Annotated in this window: 14 protein-coding genes; 12 read left to right on the forward strand and 2 right to left on the reverse strand. The window is 66.4% G+C overall.

The genetic code is table 11. From position 1 onward, the window contains the following. The first annotated feature begins 414 nt into the window (after positions 1-414). From ACOZ4N_RS01855 to nikR, 4 genes are all read left to right on the forward strand, one after another. Entirely contained in the window at positions 415-2,277 is a 1,863-nt protein-coding gene (locus ACOZ4N_RS01855; RefSeq protein ID WP_424018224.1) for a cation:proton antiporter, read from the forward strand. Positions 2,278-2,357: 80 nt separating this feature from the next. Further along, positions 2,358-3,695 carry an aminomethyl-transferring glycine dehydrogenase subunit GcvPA gene (gcvPA, locus tag ACOZ4N_RS01860; protein ID WP_424018225.1) on the forward strand — a complete coding sequence of 446 codons (1,338 nt, stop codon included), beginning with the start codon at positions 2,358-2,360 and terminating at the stop codon, positions 3,693-3,695. After that, positions 3,692-5,149, forward strand: coding sequence for an aminomethyl-transferring glycine dehydrogenase subunit GcvPB (gcvPB, locus tag ACOZ4N_RS01865; protein ID WP_424018226.1), 1,458 nt, complete (start codon positions 3,692-3,694; stop codon positions 5,147-5,149). Before gcvPA ends, gcvPB begins: the two co-directional genes overlap by 4 nt. Before the next feature lie 48 nt (positions 5,150-5,197). After that, the gene (nikR, locus tag ACOZ4N_RS01870) at positions 5,198-5,629 is read left to right on the forward strand and encodes a nickel-responsive transcriptional regulator NikR (RefSeq protein WP_424018227.1); all 432 of its coding nucleotides are present in this window, start codon (positions 5,198-5,200) and stop codon (positions 5,627-5,629) included. A 1-nt stretch (position 5,630) separates the two neighbouring features. Here nikR and ACOZ4N_RS01875 read toward each other — a convergent pair whose 3' ends face one another. Continuing rightward, the gene (locus ACOZ4N_RS01875; protein ID WP_424018228.1) at positions 5,631-6,374 is read right to left on the reverse strand and encodes a rhodopsin; all 744 of its coding nucleotides are present in this window, start codon (positions 6,372-6,374) and stop codon (positions 5,631-5,633) included. Continuing rightward, positions 6,367-7,968 carry a methyl-accepting chemotaxis protein gene (locus ACOZ4N_RS01880; protein ID WP_424018229.1) on the reverse strand — a complete coding sequence of 534 codons (1,602 nt, stop codon included), beginning with the start codon at positions 7,966-7,968 and terminating at the stop codon, positions 6,367-6,369. Before ACOZ4N_RS01880 ends, ACOZ4N_RS01875 begins: the two co-directional genes overlap by 8 nt. A gap of 237 nt (positions 7,969-8,205) precedes the next feature. On the opposite strand from ACOZ4N_RS01880, the gene ACOZ4N_RS01885 reads away from it, so the two are divergent. The 8 genes from ACOZ4N_RS01885 to ACOZ4N_RS01920 all read left to right on the forward strand — a co-directional run bounded on the left by ACOZ4N_RS01885 (position 8,206) and on the right by ACOZ4N_RS01920 (position 17,202). Continuing rightward, on the forward strand, positions 8,206-9,558 hold the full coding sequence (locus ACOZ4N_RS01885; RefSeq protein ID WP_424018230.1) for an MmgE/PrpD family protein: 1,353 nt from the start codon (positions 8,206-8,208) through the stop codon (positions 9,556-9,558). Positions 9,559-9,729: 171 nt separating this feature from the next. After that, the gene (locus tag ACOZ4N_RS01890; RefSeq protein WP_424018231.1) at positions 9,730-10,557 is read left to right on the forward strand and encodes a phosphosulfolactate synthase; all 828 of its coding nucleotides are present in this window, start codon (positions 9,730-9,732) and stop codon (positions 10,555-10,557) included. Between the two features lie 100 nt (positions 10,558-10,657). After that, a complete protein-coding gene (locus tag ACOZ4N_RS01895) occupies positions 10,658-11,284 on the forward strand; it encodes a histidine phosphatase family protein (protein ID WP_424018232.1) in 627 nt (208 codons plus the stop codon). A 125-nt stretch (positions 11,285-11,409) separates the two neighbouring features. Further along, on the forward strand, positions 11,410-12,411 hold the full coding sequence (locus ACOZ4N_RS01900) for a HEAT repeat domain-containing protein (protein WP_424018233.1): 1,002 nt from the start codon (positions 11,410-11,412) through the stop codon (positions 12,409-12,411). Between the two features lie 60 nt (positions 12,412-12,471). Then, on the forward strand, positions 12,472-13,668 hold the full coding sequence (locus ACOZ4N_RS01905) for an ABC transporter substrate-binding protein (protein WP_424018234.1): 1,197 nt from the start codon (positions 12,472-12,474) through the stop codon (positions 13,666-13,668). After that, positions 13,661-14,833 (forward strand): ABC transporter substrate-binding protein, encoded by a 1,173-nt coding sequence (locus tag ACOZ4N_RS01910; RefSeq protein WP_424018235.1) that lies wholly within the window; start codon positions 13,661-13,663, stop codon positions 14,831-14,833. The genes ACOZ4N_RS01905 and ACOZ4N_RS01910 overlap by 8 nt, the downstream gene beginning before the upstream one ends. Further along, the gene (locus tag ACOZ4N_RS01915; protein WP_424018236.1) at positions 14,826-16,004 is read left to right on the forward strand and encodes an ABC transporter substrate-binding protein; all 1,179 of its coding nucleotides are present in this window, start codon (positions 14,826-14,828) and stop codon (positions 16,002-16,004) included. The genes ACOZ4N_RS01910 and ACOZ4N_RS01915 overlap by 8 nt, the downstream gene beginning before the upstream one ends. A 1-nt stretch (position 16,005) precedes the next feature. After that, the gene (locus tag ACOZ4N_RS01920; RefSeq protein WP_424018237.1) at positions 16,006-17,202 is read left to right on the forward strand and encodes an ABC transporter substrate-binding protein; all 1,197 of its coding nucleotides are present in this window, start codon (positions 16,006-16,008) and stop codon (positions 17,200-17,202) included. Position 17,203: the final 1 nt, after the last annotated feature.

Raw genomic sequence — 17,203 nt, forward strand, 5'->3', positions numbered from 1 at the left:
TGGTGGGTGGATAGGGCAGGGTGGGATCGGGTGCTATTCGTCGTCGTCACGACCGAGCCGTTTCCGGACAAGCTGTGTCCGAATCCGGTCTGCGATATCGCGGTCGTCTGTCTCGTGGTTCATGGGGGACCAGCCGGCAGCGGGCCGTCGGTCGGCACGGAGCGTGTATCGGGACGGCCACGTTCACTGCCGGCACTGGGTTGGAGGCCCCGGGAGACAAAAAGAGCCGAACCAGTGTTTCAGAGCTCGAAACAGTGCTCCGTCGGTCACGACTACCGACGACGACGTCACTCCCTGCCAATTTGATATAGCGGTTACGAGTTTATACTTCGTAGTTAGACACGTAACCAACCGGAGACCCACCGAGCGGAACACTTTCGACGCTGGCGTGACGGGAATCGAACGACTACGCCGGTGTCCGCTTCGACAGAACTCATCGCGCTCGTCGTCACCGTCGTCGGTGTCGGCGTGGCCGCACAGGTGTTCTCGGACTGGCTGAGCGTGCCGAGCGTCCTGTTCTGGCTGGCGGCCGGCGTCGCCGTGGGGCCCGAGGGGCTGGGGCTGATCACGCCGAGTGCCATCGACGGGGGATCGCTGTCGGCCATCGTCGGGCTCTCTGTCGCGATCATCGTCTTCGAAGGCGCGTTCGCGTTGCGGATCGACCGACTGCGGGAAGCGCCGCGGGAGACGCTGCGGCTGGTGACGGTCGGGGCGATCATCTCCCACCTCGGGACCGCAATCGTGGTCCGGTTCGCGCTGGGGACCTCGTGGGAACTGGCGCTGCTGATCGGCTCCCTGCTGATCGCGACGGGGCCGACGGTCATCACGCCGATCCTGGAGGTCGTTCCCGTGCGCGAGCGCGTGGCGACGACGCTGGAGACCGAGGGCGTCGTCAACGACGTGACCGCCGCCATCCTGGCCATCGTGATGTTCGAGTACCTCCTGCTTGAGGGGGAGGGGCTGCCGACGCTGATCGGGCAGTTCGCCTACCGGCTCGGGGCGGGCGTCCTCGTGGGCGTTGCCGTGGCCGGCGTCGTCTGGCTGTTGCTGGCGCGGCTGGAACTGCCGACCGAGAACGCACCCCGCAACGCGCGGCTGGTGGTGCTGGCGGCGGCCCTGGTCTCATACGGCGTCGCGGAGGCTGGGCTGGGCGTCGCCGAGTCGGGCATCGCCGCCGTCGCCAGCGCCGGATTCCTGCTGGGCAACGTCGATCTGCCCTACCGCGAGCAGATCGAGCAGTTCAAAGGCGACGTGACGCTCGTCGTGTTGACCTTCGTGTTCGTCGTGCTGGCCTCGTTGCTCTCGCTGTCGGACCTGCGGTCGCTCGGCATCGGTGGCATCGTGGTCGTCCTCGTGGTCGCGCTCGTGATCCGGCCGCTGCTGGTCTTTCTCTCGACGGTCGGCGAGCGGTTCACGTTCCGCGAGCGGCTGTTCGTCAGCGCCATCGGGCCACGGGGGATCATCCCCGCCAGCGTCGTGACGCTGTTTGCCCTCCAGCTGGGCGACAGCCAGCCCGAGGTGGCGACGACGCTGGTCGGCACGGTCTTTCTCGTGATCTTCGCGACCGTCGCGTTTCAAGGGGGACTGGCCCGTCACATCGCCCAGGCACTCGACGTGATTCCGATGCGCACCATCATCGTCGGCGGCGGACGAATCGGGCAGGCGCTGGCGGACCGACTCGAGGACCGCGGCGAGGAGGTCACCATCGTCGAACTCGACGAGGACGTGGTCGAATCGCTCCGGGAGGACGGCTACCGCGTCGAACACGGCGACGGGACAGACCGGGAGGTGTTGCGGTCGGCCGGAGCCGAGAACGCGAAGGTGATCGCGGCCGCGACGCCCAGCGACGACGTGAACCTGCTGGTCGGCCAGCTGGCGCGAAACACCTACGACGTGGCGACGGTCGTCGCCCGCGTCAACCAGCCCGACAACGAGGACGCCTTCCAGGACCTCGATATCGAGGCCATCTCGACGGGGATGTCCGTCGCGTGGTCGATGGACAACGTGATCGAGCGGCCGGCCATCGCGCGCTGGATGACCGAACTCGACCGGACCGGCGACGTACAGGAGATCGAGGTCACGGCCGACGCGGCGGCCGGCCGGACCGTGGCCGACCTCGCCGAGGACCTCCCGGAGGGGTGTTACGTCGGCCTGATCAGCCGGGGCGACGAGAACCGGATCCCCCACGCCGAGGACCGCATCGAACACGGCGATCACGTCACGATCATCGGTCGGAAGGAAGCCGTTCGGAACGCCATCGACTTCTGTACGGCGTGACCAACCGGGACACTCTTTTCAGCCCGGCCGTAACAGTCCCCAAGGACACAGGGCGGCCGCGCCGTCCTGCGGTAGCTACCATGACCGACAACGACACACGCGGGAGTCCGTACGCACCCCACACCGAGGCGGAGACGGCGGCCATGCTCGACGCCGTCGGCGTCGACAGCGAGGAGGCGCTGTTCGACATTCCCAGTACCGTGCGGTTCGACGACGCGTTCGGCATCGACCCCGAGGGCGAGCGCGAGGTTCGTCGCGATATCGAGCGCACGCTGTCGCGCAACGAGGACCTCACCGAACTGCTCGGCCGCGGCCACTACGACCACTACGTCCCGTCGCTGGTCGACCACCTGGCCGACCGCTCGGAGTTTCTGACCTCGTACACGCAGTACCAGCCCGAGGTCGCACAGGGCTTCCTCCAGGCCCTCTTCGAGTACCAGTCCGTGCTGGTGGAACTCACGGGCCTGGACGTGGCCAACTGCTCGATGTACGACGCCGCGACCGCGCTCGGCGAGGCCGCGACGCTCGCCCAGCGCGTCCGGTCGGTCTCGGGCGACCGCGTTCTCGTCCCCGCCCACCTCGCGACCGGACGGCGGGCAGTGCTGGAGAACTACGCCGACGGTGCCGACGTGACGGTCGAGGCCTATCCGATGGCCGACGGTGCCGTCGACACCGATGCCCTCGAAGGCACGATGGGCGAGGACGTGGCGATGGTGTACGCCGAGACCCCCACAGTTCGGGGCGTGATCGAGGAGTCACTGTCGACCGTCGGCGATCTCGCCGAGGCTCACGACGCGCTGTTCTGTCTCGGCTCGGACCCGGTGGCGCTCTCCCTGCTGGAGGAACCGGCGAGCGTCGGCGCGGACGTGGTGATCGGTGACGCCAGTACGCTCGGGCTGGGCCGTAGCTACGGGATGGGACTGGGGATGTTCGCCACACGCGAGGACTACCTCCGGCAGGTGCCCGGTCGGCTGGTCGGGGCAGGCGAAGACGACAGCGGGCGTCGAGCCTACACGCTGACCCTCCAGACCCGCGAACAGCACATCCGGAAGGAGCGGGCGACCTCGAACATCTGTACGAACCAGGCGTGGGTGGCGCTCCGGACGGCGATCCACGCGGCCTGGCTCGGCCCGGACGGACTGGTCGAGCTGGCCGAGGACTGCGTGCGCTATCCACAGGATCTGGCCGCACGCCTCGACGAGATCGAGGGCGTGCAGGCACCGGTCCACGACCGGCATCACTTCCGGGAGTTCCTGGCCCGGACGGACCAGCCCGCCACGGCGGTCGCGGCCGACCTCCGCGATCAGGGGTACGCGGTCCACGACGTGGGTGAACACCTCCTGCAGGTCTGCGTGACCGAACGGACGGCGGCGGCCCTCGACGGCTTCGTCGCGGCGATGGCGGAGGTGGCCCCATGAGCGACGACGAATCGGGGACGCTGGGCTACCAGCAGGCCCGCTGGACCGACTCCGGGGACCGGTACGAACCCCTGCTGTCTGAGAAAGACACTACCGAGGTCGACGTGGGCGGTGACGACTCGCCGCTCCCCGACGACCTCACACGGGACTCACTGGAGTTGCCCGCCCTCTCGGAGCCGGAGCTGGCCCGCCACTACACCCGGCTCTCCCAGATGAACTACGGCGTCGAGAGCGGCCCCTTCCCGCTGGGGTCGTGTACGATGAAGTACAACCCCAAGTTCACCGAGGACGTGGCGGCCCTGCCCGACGGCGCGGTCCACCCGGACCGGCCGGACGACTCGATCCAGGGCACGCTGGCCGTCATGGCCGGCCTGCAGGACTACCTCGGTCGGATCGGTGGGATGGACGCGGTGACGCTCCAGCCGCCGGCGGGTGCGGCCGGCGAGTACGCGGGCATCCTGATCGCGAAGGCCTACCACGAGGCCAACGGCGAGGACCGGACGGAGGTGGTCGTCCCCGACAGCGCCCACGGGACCAACTTCGCGAGCGCGGCGCTCGCGGGCTACGACGTGGTGGAACTGCCCAGCGCCGAGGACGGCCGCGTCGATCTGGACGCGCTGGAAGCCGCGGTCGGCGACGACACCGCGGCGCTGATGCTCACCAACCCCAACACGCTCGGCCTCTTCGAGCGCGATATCGAGGAGATCGCCACGGTCGTCCACGACGCCGGCGGTCTGCTCTACTACGACGGCGCGAACCTCAACGCCCTGCTCGGGCGCGCTCGCCCCGGTGACATGGGCTTCGACATCATGCACTACAACGTCCACAAGACGTTCGCGACGCCCCACGGCGGCGGCGGTCCCGGTGCGGGTCCGGTCGGCGTCAACTCCGAATTGGCCCCCTTCCTGCCGAGTCCACACGTCCGGGCACGGCCCGACGGCACCGGGTACGAACGTTACGAGCCCGAACACAGCGTCGGGAAGGTCCACGGCTTCGAGGGTAACTGGCTCGTTTTGATCAAGGCCTACGCCTACATCGCGCGGCTGGGCGATCCCGGACTCGCCGACGCCAGTGCGAAGGCGGTCCTGAACGCCAACTACCTCGCCGAACAGGTCGACTACGAGGTGCCCTTCGGGCCGTTCCACCACGAGTTCGTCGCGAGTGCCGGCGATCAGGACGCCGCCGACGTGGCCAAACGGATGCTCGACTACGGCGTCCACCCGCCGACGACGAAGTGGCCCGAAATCGTCGGCGAGGCACTGATGACCGAACCCACCGAGATCGAGAGCAAACGGACGCTCGATCAACTCGCCGCGGCCTTCGACGCCGTCGCCGGCGAGGCGGATGCGACCCTCGACGCGGCCCCCCACGAGACCAGCGCACGGCGGATCGACCAGGTCGCAGCGGCCCGGAATCCCCGACTGTCCTGGCAGGCACTCGACGACGGGTCGTAGTTCGGGACTTACCAATCCTTAATAGCTGAGCGGCGCTGAGTTAACAGCATGACCGTCGTCAGCGTGTCGATGCCGGACGAACTACTCGACAGAATCGACGAGTTCGCGGACGGCCACGGGTACACGGGCCGCAGCGAAGTCGTCAGGGAGGCCGCGCGCAACCTGCTCGGGGAGTTCGAGGACCGTCGGCTGGAGGACCGGAAACTGATGGGCGTCGTCACCGTCCTGTTCAACTACGAGACCACGAGCGTCGAGGAGCGGATGATGCACCTGCGCCACCAGCACGAGGAACTGGTCCAGTCGAACGTCCACAACCACGTCGGCGACGCCTACTGCATGGAACTGTTCATCCTCGAAGGCTCCCTCGAGGACATCTCTACCTTCGTGGGCAAGATCCGAGCGACCAAGGACACGCTCACGGTCGATTACTCCGTGATTCCGGTCGACGGGCTGAACGAGGCGTTGAGCGGCGGGAACTGACTCAGTCGGCGGGGTCGGGGTTCGTCGGTCCACCGCCGGCGTCGCCCGCGCCGCCGATCTCGTCGAGGAGGCTGCCACCCGCGTCGCCGATATCGATGTTCGTGACGTTGGCGAAGAGGAAGCCGGCGAAGCCGGCGCGGATCAGCAGGTTCATGTACTGGGTCAGGACTGCGCTGACGAAGTTGTCGAACAGTCCGGACAGCGCCAGAACCGCCGAGACGATGATCATCCCGATCAGGAACAACAGCAGGTTCCGCCCTTTCCAGTGCAGGAGGCGCTGTTCGTCCGAGACCGACTGTGCCGCCTCCCAGATCTGGTTCCGGTAGAGATAGAGGAGGACGAGGTGCCCGCCTACGAGGACGGCCAGCATCACCAGCGCGATCAGCCCGCCCGTAGTCGCGGCGATGGTGAAGGAGGCCCGCTGGACGAACGGGAGCGCGATGGTGATCGCGAGCATCCGCCGGCCGACGCCGGCGAGCAGTGCTGCGACCGCCCAGAGCGCGGGGTACGCGATGAGGTCGCCGAGCAGACTCGGGATCGTGATCGGGTACTCGTTGACGACGACGGTGCCGATTCCGGCGGCGTCGAGCGCCACTGCGATCCCGGAGATGACGACGATACCCAGCACCGGGTAGCAGTACTTGTGGTAGGCCTCCGGAATCCGGCGGAGCCAGAGGACCAGTGCCGCGATCACGACGGCGTAGACGCCGGCGCTGGCCGCGTAGACCGTCGCGGCACTAATCATCGTCACCACCCGCGTTGGCCGCCGTGCGATTCATGCCACCCATCCCGTGGTCGGACGTATCGTCCACGTTCCGGGTCTCGAACTCCGCCAGCCGGCGCTGGAGGTCCGCGGTCCGGCTCGCGAGGTCGTCGGCGCGCCCGCGAACGTCCTGCATCGTCTCCGCGGTCTCGTCGGCGGTGTCGGCCAGCGAGTGCGAGCGGTCGGCCACGTCGGTCGCCGCTTCGCGCACGTCGCCGACGGTCGCGGCCACTTCCTCGGTGGCGGCCGCGCCGTCCTCGGTCGCGCGAGCGATCTCGCCCATCGCGCTGTCCACGTCGGTGACGGTGTCGATGAGTTCTTCGAGGGTCTCGCCGGTCTCGGTGACGCTCCCGACGCTCGTGCCGATCCGGTCTCTCGTCGCCGCCATCTCGTCGGTGACGGTGTCCACGTCCGCGCGCGCGGCGACGATGATGTCCTCGATCTCGTCGATGGAGTCCTGGGTCTCCTCGGCGAGTTCCTTGACTTCGTCGGCGACGACGGCGAACCCGTCGCCGGCCTCGCCGGACCGAGCGGCCTCGATGTTGGCGTTGAGCGCGAGGATGTTGGTCTGTTCGGCGATCTCGTCGATCAGGTCCGTCGTCGCCGCCACCTCGTCCATCCGGTCGTCGAGCGCGCCGACCTGTTCGCCCAGGCGTTCGACGGCGTCCTCGACCTCGCGGATGGCCTCGACGGCCTGCTCGGCACGTTCCACGCCCGTCTCGCCGACTTCGGTCGCGTCCGAGGCCTGGCGTGCGACCTCGTCGGTCGTCGAGGCGACTTCCTCGATGGACGCCGAGAGATCGTTGGCCTCGCTGACGGCCGCGTCCAGCCGTTCGGCCTGCGCACCGATGTCCTCGGCGAGATCCCGGATCTCCGTCGCGAGCGTGGCGTTGAGGTCCTCGACCGTCGCGGCGTCGTCGGCGACCGCCTCGCTGGCTTGCTGGACCTCCGCCGCGAAGTCCTGGATGTCGTCGACCGTCACGGAGAGGCCGTCGGCCATCTCCTCGTAGGCGACGAGGATGCGCTCGATGGCCTCCACGTCGGCCTCGTCGTCGAGGTGGCGCGTGAAGTCGCCGTCGGCGGCCGCGGTCATCGCGTCGCCGATCTCGTCGGCCCGGTCGAGCAGCGTCTCGGTCAGTTCTTCGGCCTCCCGTTTGGCCTGCTCGGCCTCCGCGCGGGCCTGTTCGGCCTCCTCGCGAGCCTGATCGGATTCCTCGAACGCCGAATCCAGCGACAGCCGCATGTCGTCGAGGGTCTCGGCCAGCTCGCCGAACTCGTCGGGGCGGTCCGACTCCGGGGTCACGTCGAGGTCGCCGTCCTCGATGGCTTCGGCAACCTCGGTCAGCTGCCGGAGTTCGACGCCGACGTTGCCGCCGAGGACGATGCCCAGCAGACCCAGGTTCAGTACGATGACGAACATGGTGCCGGCCAGTGCCGACACCGCGGCTCCGGTGTTGGCCGCGTGGTAGGTGAAGATAGAGCCCAACACGAGCGTCACGGCCAGCGTCGCGGCCAGCGAGACGCCGACTCGCTGACTGTATCGCGATGCGATTCGATTCGTGAACGATTCGGACATTGGCGTGACCTTTCGTAGTGGTCTGTTTACCGGTTTCGGCGATTTCAACGCTCGATGTACGGGCGAGGAACACGGCCCCCTTCTGACCCGCCGTCGATTTCTCCCGAAACCCCGACTTTTTCACGTGATTCGGCTCGGTAGTCGTCGCCAAGCCACGGAGCGTTTCGTGGAGCCGACATCGTTTTAGGTCGACCTAAAACAGAAACGCTTTTCAAATGTTTAGGCTAGCCTAAAAACATGGCAACGACCGGAGCCATCGCCGACTTCGTACAGGCAGTCGAGTACGACGAGTTCGACGACGACGTGGTCGAGGAGCTGAAAAAACGGGTGTTAGACTCCGTGGGTATCGGGATCGGTGCGCTCGGGGAGGCACCCGTAGAGATCGTCGCGGAGACGGTGTCGGACGTGAGCGATGGCGGGTCCTGCACCCTGTGGGGACGGTCCGGGAGTGCGTCGCCGTCACAGGCGGCCATGCACAACACCGCCCTGACGCGCTATCTGGACTACATGGACTCGTTCCTCGCGCCGGGGGAGACGCCCCACCCAAGCGACAACATCGCGAGCGTGATCGCCTGCGGTGAGCGCGTCGACGCGTCGGGTCAGGACCTGATCGAGGCTGTCGGTGTCGCGTACGAACTCCAGGGTGAACTGGCCTGGAACGCGCCAGTCCGGGACAAGGGCTGGGATCACGTCACCCACACCGTCCTGTCCGCAGCCGCCGGATCGGGGTCGATTCTCGACCTCGACCGCGAACAGCTCCGCCACGCGGTCGGCATCGCCGGCACGGCCCACAACGCGCTTCGGGTGACCCGGACTGGCGGGATCAACGAGTGGAAGGGGATCGCCAGCGCGAACGCGGCCCGCAACGGGGTGTACTCCTGCCTGCTCGCCGAGAACGGTATGGAAGGGCCGACCAACCTCTTCGAGGGTCAGAAAGGGTGGAAACACATCGTCAGCGGCGAGTTCGACGTGGACCTCAGTGCCGGGTGTGAGCGTGTCTTCGATACGATGACCAAACGTTACGTCGCCGAGACCTACGCTCAGTCGGCGGTCGAGGGGATCATCGAACTCGCCGAGGAGCACGACCTCGACCACGAGCAGGTGGAGTCGATCCACCTCGACACGTTCCACGGCGCGAAGCTGATCATCGGCGGCGGCGAGGGCGACCGCCACGAGGTCGAGACGAAGGCCCAGGCCGACCACTCGTTGCCGTACATGCTCGCGGCCGCGTTGATCGACCGCGAGATGACCAACGACGCGTACGATCCCGAGCGCATCCAGCGCGACGACGTGCAGTCGCTCCTCCGGACCGTCACGGTCGAGGAAGACCCCGAACTCACCGAGCGGTTCGAGTCCGGCGAGATGCCCGCGAACCTGACGATCACGCTCACGGACGGCACCACCCTCGAAACCCGGAAAGACGACTTCCAGGGCCACCCGAACAACTCGATGGACTGGGAACAGGTCGAGGCGAAGTTCCACACGATGGCCCGCGACCGCTACGACCAGCAGCGTCGCGAGGAGATCGTCGACACGGTCAGGAACCTCGAATCGAACACGGTCGCCGACCTGGTCGCGTTGCTCGACTGACCGGGTCCCGCCCCCGAACGCCAGCCCACTGACGCGGACACCGCCCTCCGTCGGCACCCACAGCCCCGTCCGCTAGCACCGACAGCTTCGCGTCCGCAAACCGCAAGAATGCAGTTTGTTTTAGGCCGACCTAAAAATACAAATGGGTGGGCGCTGTAGGGTCGATTGCACATGTCACAGCGAGCGTTCGACTTCCTGCACGTCAACGACCGGCCCGAGAAACCGCGGACGAAGGGTATCACCGAGATCCGGGGTCCCTACTACGATCCGATGGGGCCGCGGGAGTTGCGCGACATCCTGGAGACGATGGGCCAGTACGTCGACATCTACAAGTTCTCGGGCGGGTCGTTCGCGCTGATGGACCGGGAGACCGTCGAGGAACTGATCGGCATCTGCCACGACCACGACGTCGAGGTCTCGACGGGCGGGTTCGTCGAGAACGTTCTCGTGCGAGACAACGACAAGGTCGAGGAGTACGTCGCCGAGGCCAAATCGCTGGGCTTCGACATCGTGGAGATCTCCAGTGGCTTCCTGGCCATCGACACGGAGGACCTGGTCGCGCTGACCGAACTGGTCGCGGACTACGACCTCAAGCCGAAGCCCGAAATCAACGTCCAGTTCGGGGCCGGCGGAGCGTCGGATCCGGACGACCTGGAGCGCGAGGGCCAGCAGGACCCGTCGATGGCGATTCGGGAGGGACAGCGCCACCTCGACGCCGGCGCGGACCTCCTGATGGTCGAGGCCGAGGGGATCACCGAGGAGGTCCACGAGTGGCGGACGGACGTGGTCTACGAACTGGCCAACGAACTCGGCATGGAGAATCTCGTGTTCGAGGCCCCGGGGCCGGAGATGTTCGAGTGGTACGTCAAGAACTTCGGACCGAACGTGAATTTATTCGTCGACAACTCACAGATCGTCGAACTCGAGTGTATGCGGTCGGGCCTCTGGGGGAAAGCGACCAGCTGGGGCCGCACGACGACGTTCCGTCGCGAGGAGTGACCGTGAGTCCGACCGCCTGAACCGACCAGACAATTGCGGCAGCAGCGCCGGACCGGACGCGTCCACGGCGCATCACCACACCGCCGACAGCCACCACAGCATGACAGAGATCGTTTTGCTACGACACGGAGAGACCGAATGGGATCGAGAGAACCGACTGCACGGGCACGCGCCCGTCCCGCTCACCCAGGCCGGCCGCGAGTCGGTCGAGACTATCGCGCGCGGGCTGGCGTCGACCTACGAGTTCGACCGGATGTACGCCGCCGAGACGCTCGCCGCACGGGAGACGGCTGCACTCGTCCGTCTCGCGGGTGTCGAACCCCGCCCGACCGTCGAGTCTGCGTGGCGACCGCGCGACGCCGGAGTGTACCAGGGCCTCGATTACGAGGAACTGGCACTCACCGACGGCCCGAACGAACCACGCACCGACATCGACGTACTACAGCCCCTCCCGCGAAGCGGCGAGACGCTGACTGCGGGCCGGCATCGCGTCGTCGGTCGGTGGCGTCGACTGTGTTCGGAGGCCGGTGACGACGACCGGATTCTCGTGGTCACACACGACTTCCCGATCGCGACGATCCTCGGGACCATCGCCGGCGCGGACCCGGTCGACAGGTTCGGGGCCTACGCCCCGGGAGAGTGTTCCGTTACGACGGTTCGGCTTACGCAGGATCAGCCGACTGTCGACGAGACCAGCGTCGAACGCAGACGGATCGTCAACGGATAGTTCTCGACGGAACACTGGCCTCCTGGACCCCGTGTGCCGTCGCATTCGCGACTGCTGGGCGGGTCCGTCCGGCGTACTTTCTTGTCACCGGGAGGAGTAGCGCCGTCCAACCCCGTTGAACGACGATGGATGACTCAGCACAGCAGCCGTCCCCCGACCGACTGGCGAGCCTGATCGAGACTCGCGAGTTCGACGCGGCCCGCACCGCGCTCGACCGCGCGCAAACCGCCGACCCGGAGACACGGAAAGGCTCCGTCCGGACGGTGAGGGAGTACGTGGAGGACGGGACGCCAGTCGCGCCACTGCTCCCGCCGCTGATCGGTTTTCTCGACGACGAACAGCGGGCGGTGCGGTTGACGACCGCGAAAGCGCTCGTCACCGTCGCCGCGTCCGATCCCGAATCCGCGACGGACGCGGTGTCGGTCCTCGCCGACCGACTGGCCGACGACGCGGAGTTCTACTACGTTCGCGCACGCTGTGCGGAGGCGCTGGGGTACGTCGCGGCCGCGCGTCCCGGGGAGCTGACCCCCGACATCCTCGCGGACCTCCGGATCGGCCTCGAATTCGACGAACCCGAGGTGCGGGAGAAACTGGCGAAGGCCCTCGAACACGTCGCGCTCGGCGACCCGGGGCGACTCTCCCATCGGGTGTCGACGCTCGCCGACCACCTCGACGACGAGGCGGAACTCGTCCGGTATCACCTCACGACCGCGCTCGTCGTAGTCGGCACTGCCGACCCGACCGCGCTGGCCGACGCCCGCGACGCGCTGATCGAGCGTCTGGACGACGAGAACACCTACGTCCGCGGGCGAGCGCTCGAAGCCCTCGGTTTGCTGACCCGGGCCGACGACACGTCGCTTCCCGACGAAAGAATCGCGGACCTGACAAAGGACGACGCGTCGTTCGTCGCCGACCGCGCCCGGTTCGTGCGCGCGGCCCGTGACGGTGGGGCTGGACCGGAAGACAGCGCCACCGAGATCGGAACGAGAGACGCGATCCGCGACGCCACCGACGAGATCGTCGACGACATCACCAGTCCCGACGCCGAGGGGGAGTGCCCACATTGCGGGCTCGCACTCCCCGACACCGGTCCGCCGATGTGCCCGCAGTGTGGTGCGCCGCGCTGAGGGATTTAGGCTGACCTAAATTTCGAAAGTGGCTTATATCTTTAGGCGAGCCTAAATCCCATGTCGGAAGACACGGCAAGCGGTGGGGAACCGACGCGCAGAGATACGCTGAAGTACGGCGGCGCATTGGCAGCCGGCGGCGCGATGGCTGGCTGTTCGGATCTGGTCGGCCAGGACGGAGAGAACGGGTCCGGGGGGACCCCGAGCGGTGGCAGCTACTCTGTGACGATGTCGCCGATGGGGACCGTCGAGTTCGACGCGGTACCCGAGGAGGCGGTAGTGTACTCGAACCACGACGCGGATATCCTCGTGTCGCTCGGCCAGGCGGACGCGATCACGTCGCTGGGCTTTCCGGAGAACTACAGCGCGGTGTACTACGACGAACTGCCGGGCGTCTCGCTCGACACGAGCGAGCTGACGAAGCTGTACAACGACGGCGTCGACAAGGAGATCTTCTACCAGCTCGACGGCGACGTCCACCACATCGACCCGGTCTGGCTGTCGAGCTGGTCGTCGTTCGACGACGCCGACATCGAGGAGATCGAGTCGGACATCGCGCCGTTTTTCGCCAACTATCACAGCCGAACGAACGTCGCACCGGACGCCGCGTCGGACTACCAGTTCTACACCATCTGGGAACTGGTGGATCGGTACGCGCAGGCGTATCAGGTGGCCGAACGCGGTGCGAAGCTGAAGGCCGTCCGGGACGAGATGCTGGCGGACATCCGCGCGGAACTGCCGGCCCAGGCCGAGCGCCCAGAGGTCGGGGTCGTCTACTACAACCGCGACGAGGACTCGTTCTGGGTCTATCACCTGAACGCGCCGGGCTTCCAGAACGCACACACCCGGCCGCTGGGGGCGAACGACGCCCTCTCGGAATTCGATAGCGGGCCGCGCAGTGGGTGGGCTGACAGCGGCAAGATAGACATGGAGGCGATGCTGGAGGTGGACCCGGACGTGCTACTGCACTTCGCGGACTGGCAGAACCCGGACGAGGCGACGGAGGCGTTCTTCGCCCTGGACGACCATCCGGTGGGCCAACAGCTCACCGCCGTGCAGAACGACCGCCTCTACGCGAGTGGTGACGCGTTCCAGGGCCCCATCGTCAACATCTTCCAGCTCGAACTCACCGCCAGACAGCTCTATCCGGACCTGTTCGGCCAGCCCCCCGAGCCCGGAAACACGTCCGAACTGGGCCAGATGTTCGACCCACAGCGGGTCGCGGCCATCGTCAAGGGGGAGTTCGACGATGAGTGACGACAGTGATACGACGACGGACGGACCGACGCGCAGAGACACGCTGAAGTACGGGAGCGCGCTCGCGGCCGGTGGCGCAGTCGCTGGCTGTTCGAGTCTCCTGAACGGTGACAGTACCCAGGAGACGGCGACGCCCGGCGGTGGATCGTACTCCGTGACGATGGCACCGACCGGCGAGGTCACGTTCGACTCGGTCCCGGACCGGTGGGCACCGTACTGTGGTGCCTTCGCCGACATGGGGGTGGCGCTGGGCCACGGTGACACGATGACTGGCGGCGGGAACCTCGACGAGTTCTACACGTACGTCTACGACGAGATCCCCGGCGTGAGTGCCCCGAGCGATGCCATCGAGAGCCACCCGGAAGTCCGCTCCAAGGAGGCGTTCTACGAACTCGACAACGACGTCCACTTCTACGACCCGGCGATGCTGATCAACTGGTTCGACTGGTCCCAGCGGGACATCACCGAGATCAGCGAGAACGTCGGCCCCTTCCTGGGGAATCTGATCTTCCGCAGGTCGGACGACTGGCACGACCACCGGTACTACACGCTGTACGAGGCCTTCGAGAAGGTCGCACAGGTGTTTCAGGAACAGGACCGCTACCGGGCGTTCGAGCGGTTCCACGACGAGTTCATCGCCCGGATTCAGTCGAACCTGCCGCCGGTGAGCGAACGGCCTGACGTGTTGCTCACCTACGAGAACACCGCCGAACCCGAGACGTTCTCGCCGTACCGGCTCACCGACCTGGGGACGAGCAAGAAGCAGTGGCGCGATCTCGGCGTCGGCGACGCGCTCTCGGGCACCGGCATCGAGAACCTCAGCACCACCAACCGGGGTGAACTGGACTACGAGACGCTGCTGGAAGTCGATCCGGACGTGATCCTCGTGCGCGGGCACGAGCGCAAGTCGCCCGCGGAGTTCCGGGACGTGGTCCTCGACTACATGCGAGACCATCCGGTCGGAAGCGAGTTGACGGCCGTCCAGAACGGGCGGGTCTACCGCGGCGGGTACCTCCACCAGGGGCCGGTCCACAACCTCTTTTTGACCGAACGCGCCGCACAGCAACTCTACCCCGACCAGTTCGGCCGCGTGACCGGCGACGAGGAACTGTTCGACCGCCAGCGGGTCGCGGACATCATCAACGGGGACATCGACGATGCGTGACGACGACACGACTCGACAGGCAGCACCGACCCGACGTGACTACGTGAAGTACGGCAGTGCCGTGGCGGTCGGCGGTGGACTGGCCGGCTGTTCGGACTTGCTGGGTCGAACCGGCGACGAGGGATCGAGTGCGACGCCCGAAAGCAGTCCGTACACGGTCGAGATGGCCCCAGCAGGCGAGGTGCAGTTCGATACCGTGCCGGAGACCTGGATGTCCTACTTCAGCACGTACGGGGACATGGGGATCGCACTCGGTCAATTCGACGGGATGGAAGCGGCCATCTTCGCCGAGAACTGGCCCCACCGGTTTTACGACTATCTGCCGGGAACGGACCTGCCGACGGACGAGGTCGAACAGCTCTGGTCCGACGGCATCCCGAAAGAGCGCTTCTACGAACTCGACGCCGACGTCCACCTGATGGACCCGAACTTCATCCAGTTGCTCGACGACAGTTGGGAGGAGGCCGACTTCGAAGAAGTCGACGAGGAGATCGGCCCGATCATCGGGAACGTCATTCGACTGCGACAGGGCGACTGGCACGACTACGAGTACTACTCGCTGTACGAGGCCTTCGAGAAGATAGCCCAGGTCTTCCAGGAACGGGAACGGTACGAGGCGCTGAAGTCGGTCCACGACGAGTTCATCTCGGACCTGCAGTCCAGGCTCCCAGCCAAGTCCGAACGGCCGGAAGTCGGGCTCCTGTCCGTCAACGACCCCTTCGAGGAGGGGACGTTCTCGTTGTACAAGGTCGAGGCCGGCAATGGCAAAAAGCAGTACCAGGACCTCCGTATGAACGACGCGTTCGCCGACCTCGACCCGAAGGAGGCGAAAGACGTCGATTACGAAGTCCTGCTGGATATCGACCCCGACGTACTGGTCTTCCAGTACGCCGTGTCACACGTGGACCAGGAAACCTTCGAGGAGAAGAAAGCGACGCTCCGCAACAGCGATATCGGAAGCCAGCTCACCGCTGTTCAGAACGATCGGCTCTACCCCGGCGGGACGGCCTATCAGGGACCGATCATCAACCTCTTCCAGACGGAGATGGCCGCCAAGCAGTTCTATCCCGACGTGTTCGGCGAGTGGCGTGGCTACGAGACGTTCGGTGCGGAGAGCGAGTGGCTGTTCGACAAACGACGCGTTGCGAATATCATCCGAGGTGAATTCTGAGATGGCAACTGATGAGACGGAAACGACCGAGGCACCGACCCGACGCGACTACGTGAAGTACGGCGGTGCGCTCGCGGCAGGTGCGGCGGTGGCTGGCTGTTCGGACTTGCTCGGACAGCGCGACGACCCCGAATCGACCCGCACCCCCAGCGAACGCTACGAGGCGTGCATCGAGCCGGTCGGGTGTCAGACCTTCGAGGAGGTCCCGGAGACGTACATCGTCAACAACGGTGAGTGGGCGGACATGGCCTTCGCGCTCGGCCAGCGCGACGGGTTCCAGACGGCGGCGAACATGATTCCCGGGTACCTCTTCGAGCCGTTCGGCCTCGACGTGCCGCCGGAGTCAGAGACCACGTCGCTGTCCCCCTCGAACTGGGACAAGGAGGTGTTCTACGAGCAGGATCCGGACGTCATCCTCATGGACCCCAACTACATGCACAAGACCGGCTGGGACGACGCCTGGGACGAGGGGGACACCGAGGAGGTCGCGAACGCCGTCGCACCCTTCTTCGGGAACAACATCCTCCGTCGACGGGAGTGGCACGACTACAAGCTCTACTCGCTGTACGAGGCGTTCGACCGACTGGCGGACCTGTTCCAGGAGCGTGCTCGATACGAGGCGTTTGCAGACGTACACGAACGTGTCCAGCGCGAGATCGACTCGCGACTGCCGCCCGAGTCCCAGCGGCCGGATATCGCGCTGATCAACAGTGCCTCGGACCCCAGCAACGGGCGGTTCTACCCGATGGACACCCGGGCCGAGGGTGTCGAGATGAAACCGTATCGCGATCTGGGCGTCGGGAGTGCGTTCTCTGCCGACCACGTCGAAGCCGGGACCATCGACTACGAGGGACTGCTCGAAGTCGATCCCGAGATCATCGTCGTCCACTGGGGGATCGGAACCACGGGCGGCGGCGACGGTTTCTCCCGGTCGGCGTTCCGCGAGCAGTACGTCGAGCCGATGGAAGACGATTCGGTCGGCAGTCAGCTGACGGCCGTCCGGAACGGCCGGGTCTATCCCGGTGCCTTCGGCTCGCAGGGGCCGATCGTCAACTTCCTGCAGACGGAGATGGTCGCGCGGCAGTTCTACCCGGACACGTTCGGCGAGTTCGACCCGACGCTGTTCCCGGCGTTCCCGGGCGGTGACGGGCTGTTCGACCGCGACGAAGTCAGGAAGATCATCGACGGAGACATCTGAG

Origin of the sequence: Halorientalis pallida, assembly GCF_049605515.1 — an archaeon.
GTDB classification, from domain to species: domain Archaea; phylum Halobacteriota; class Halobacteria; order Halobacteriales; family Haloarculaceae; genus Halorientalis; species Halorientalis pallida_A.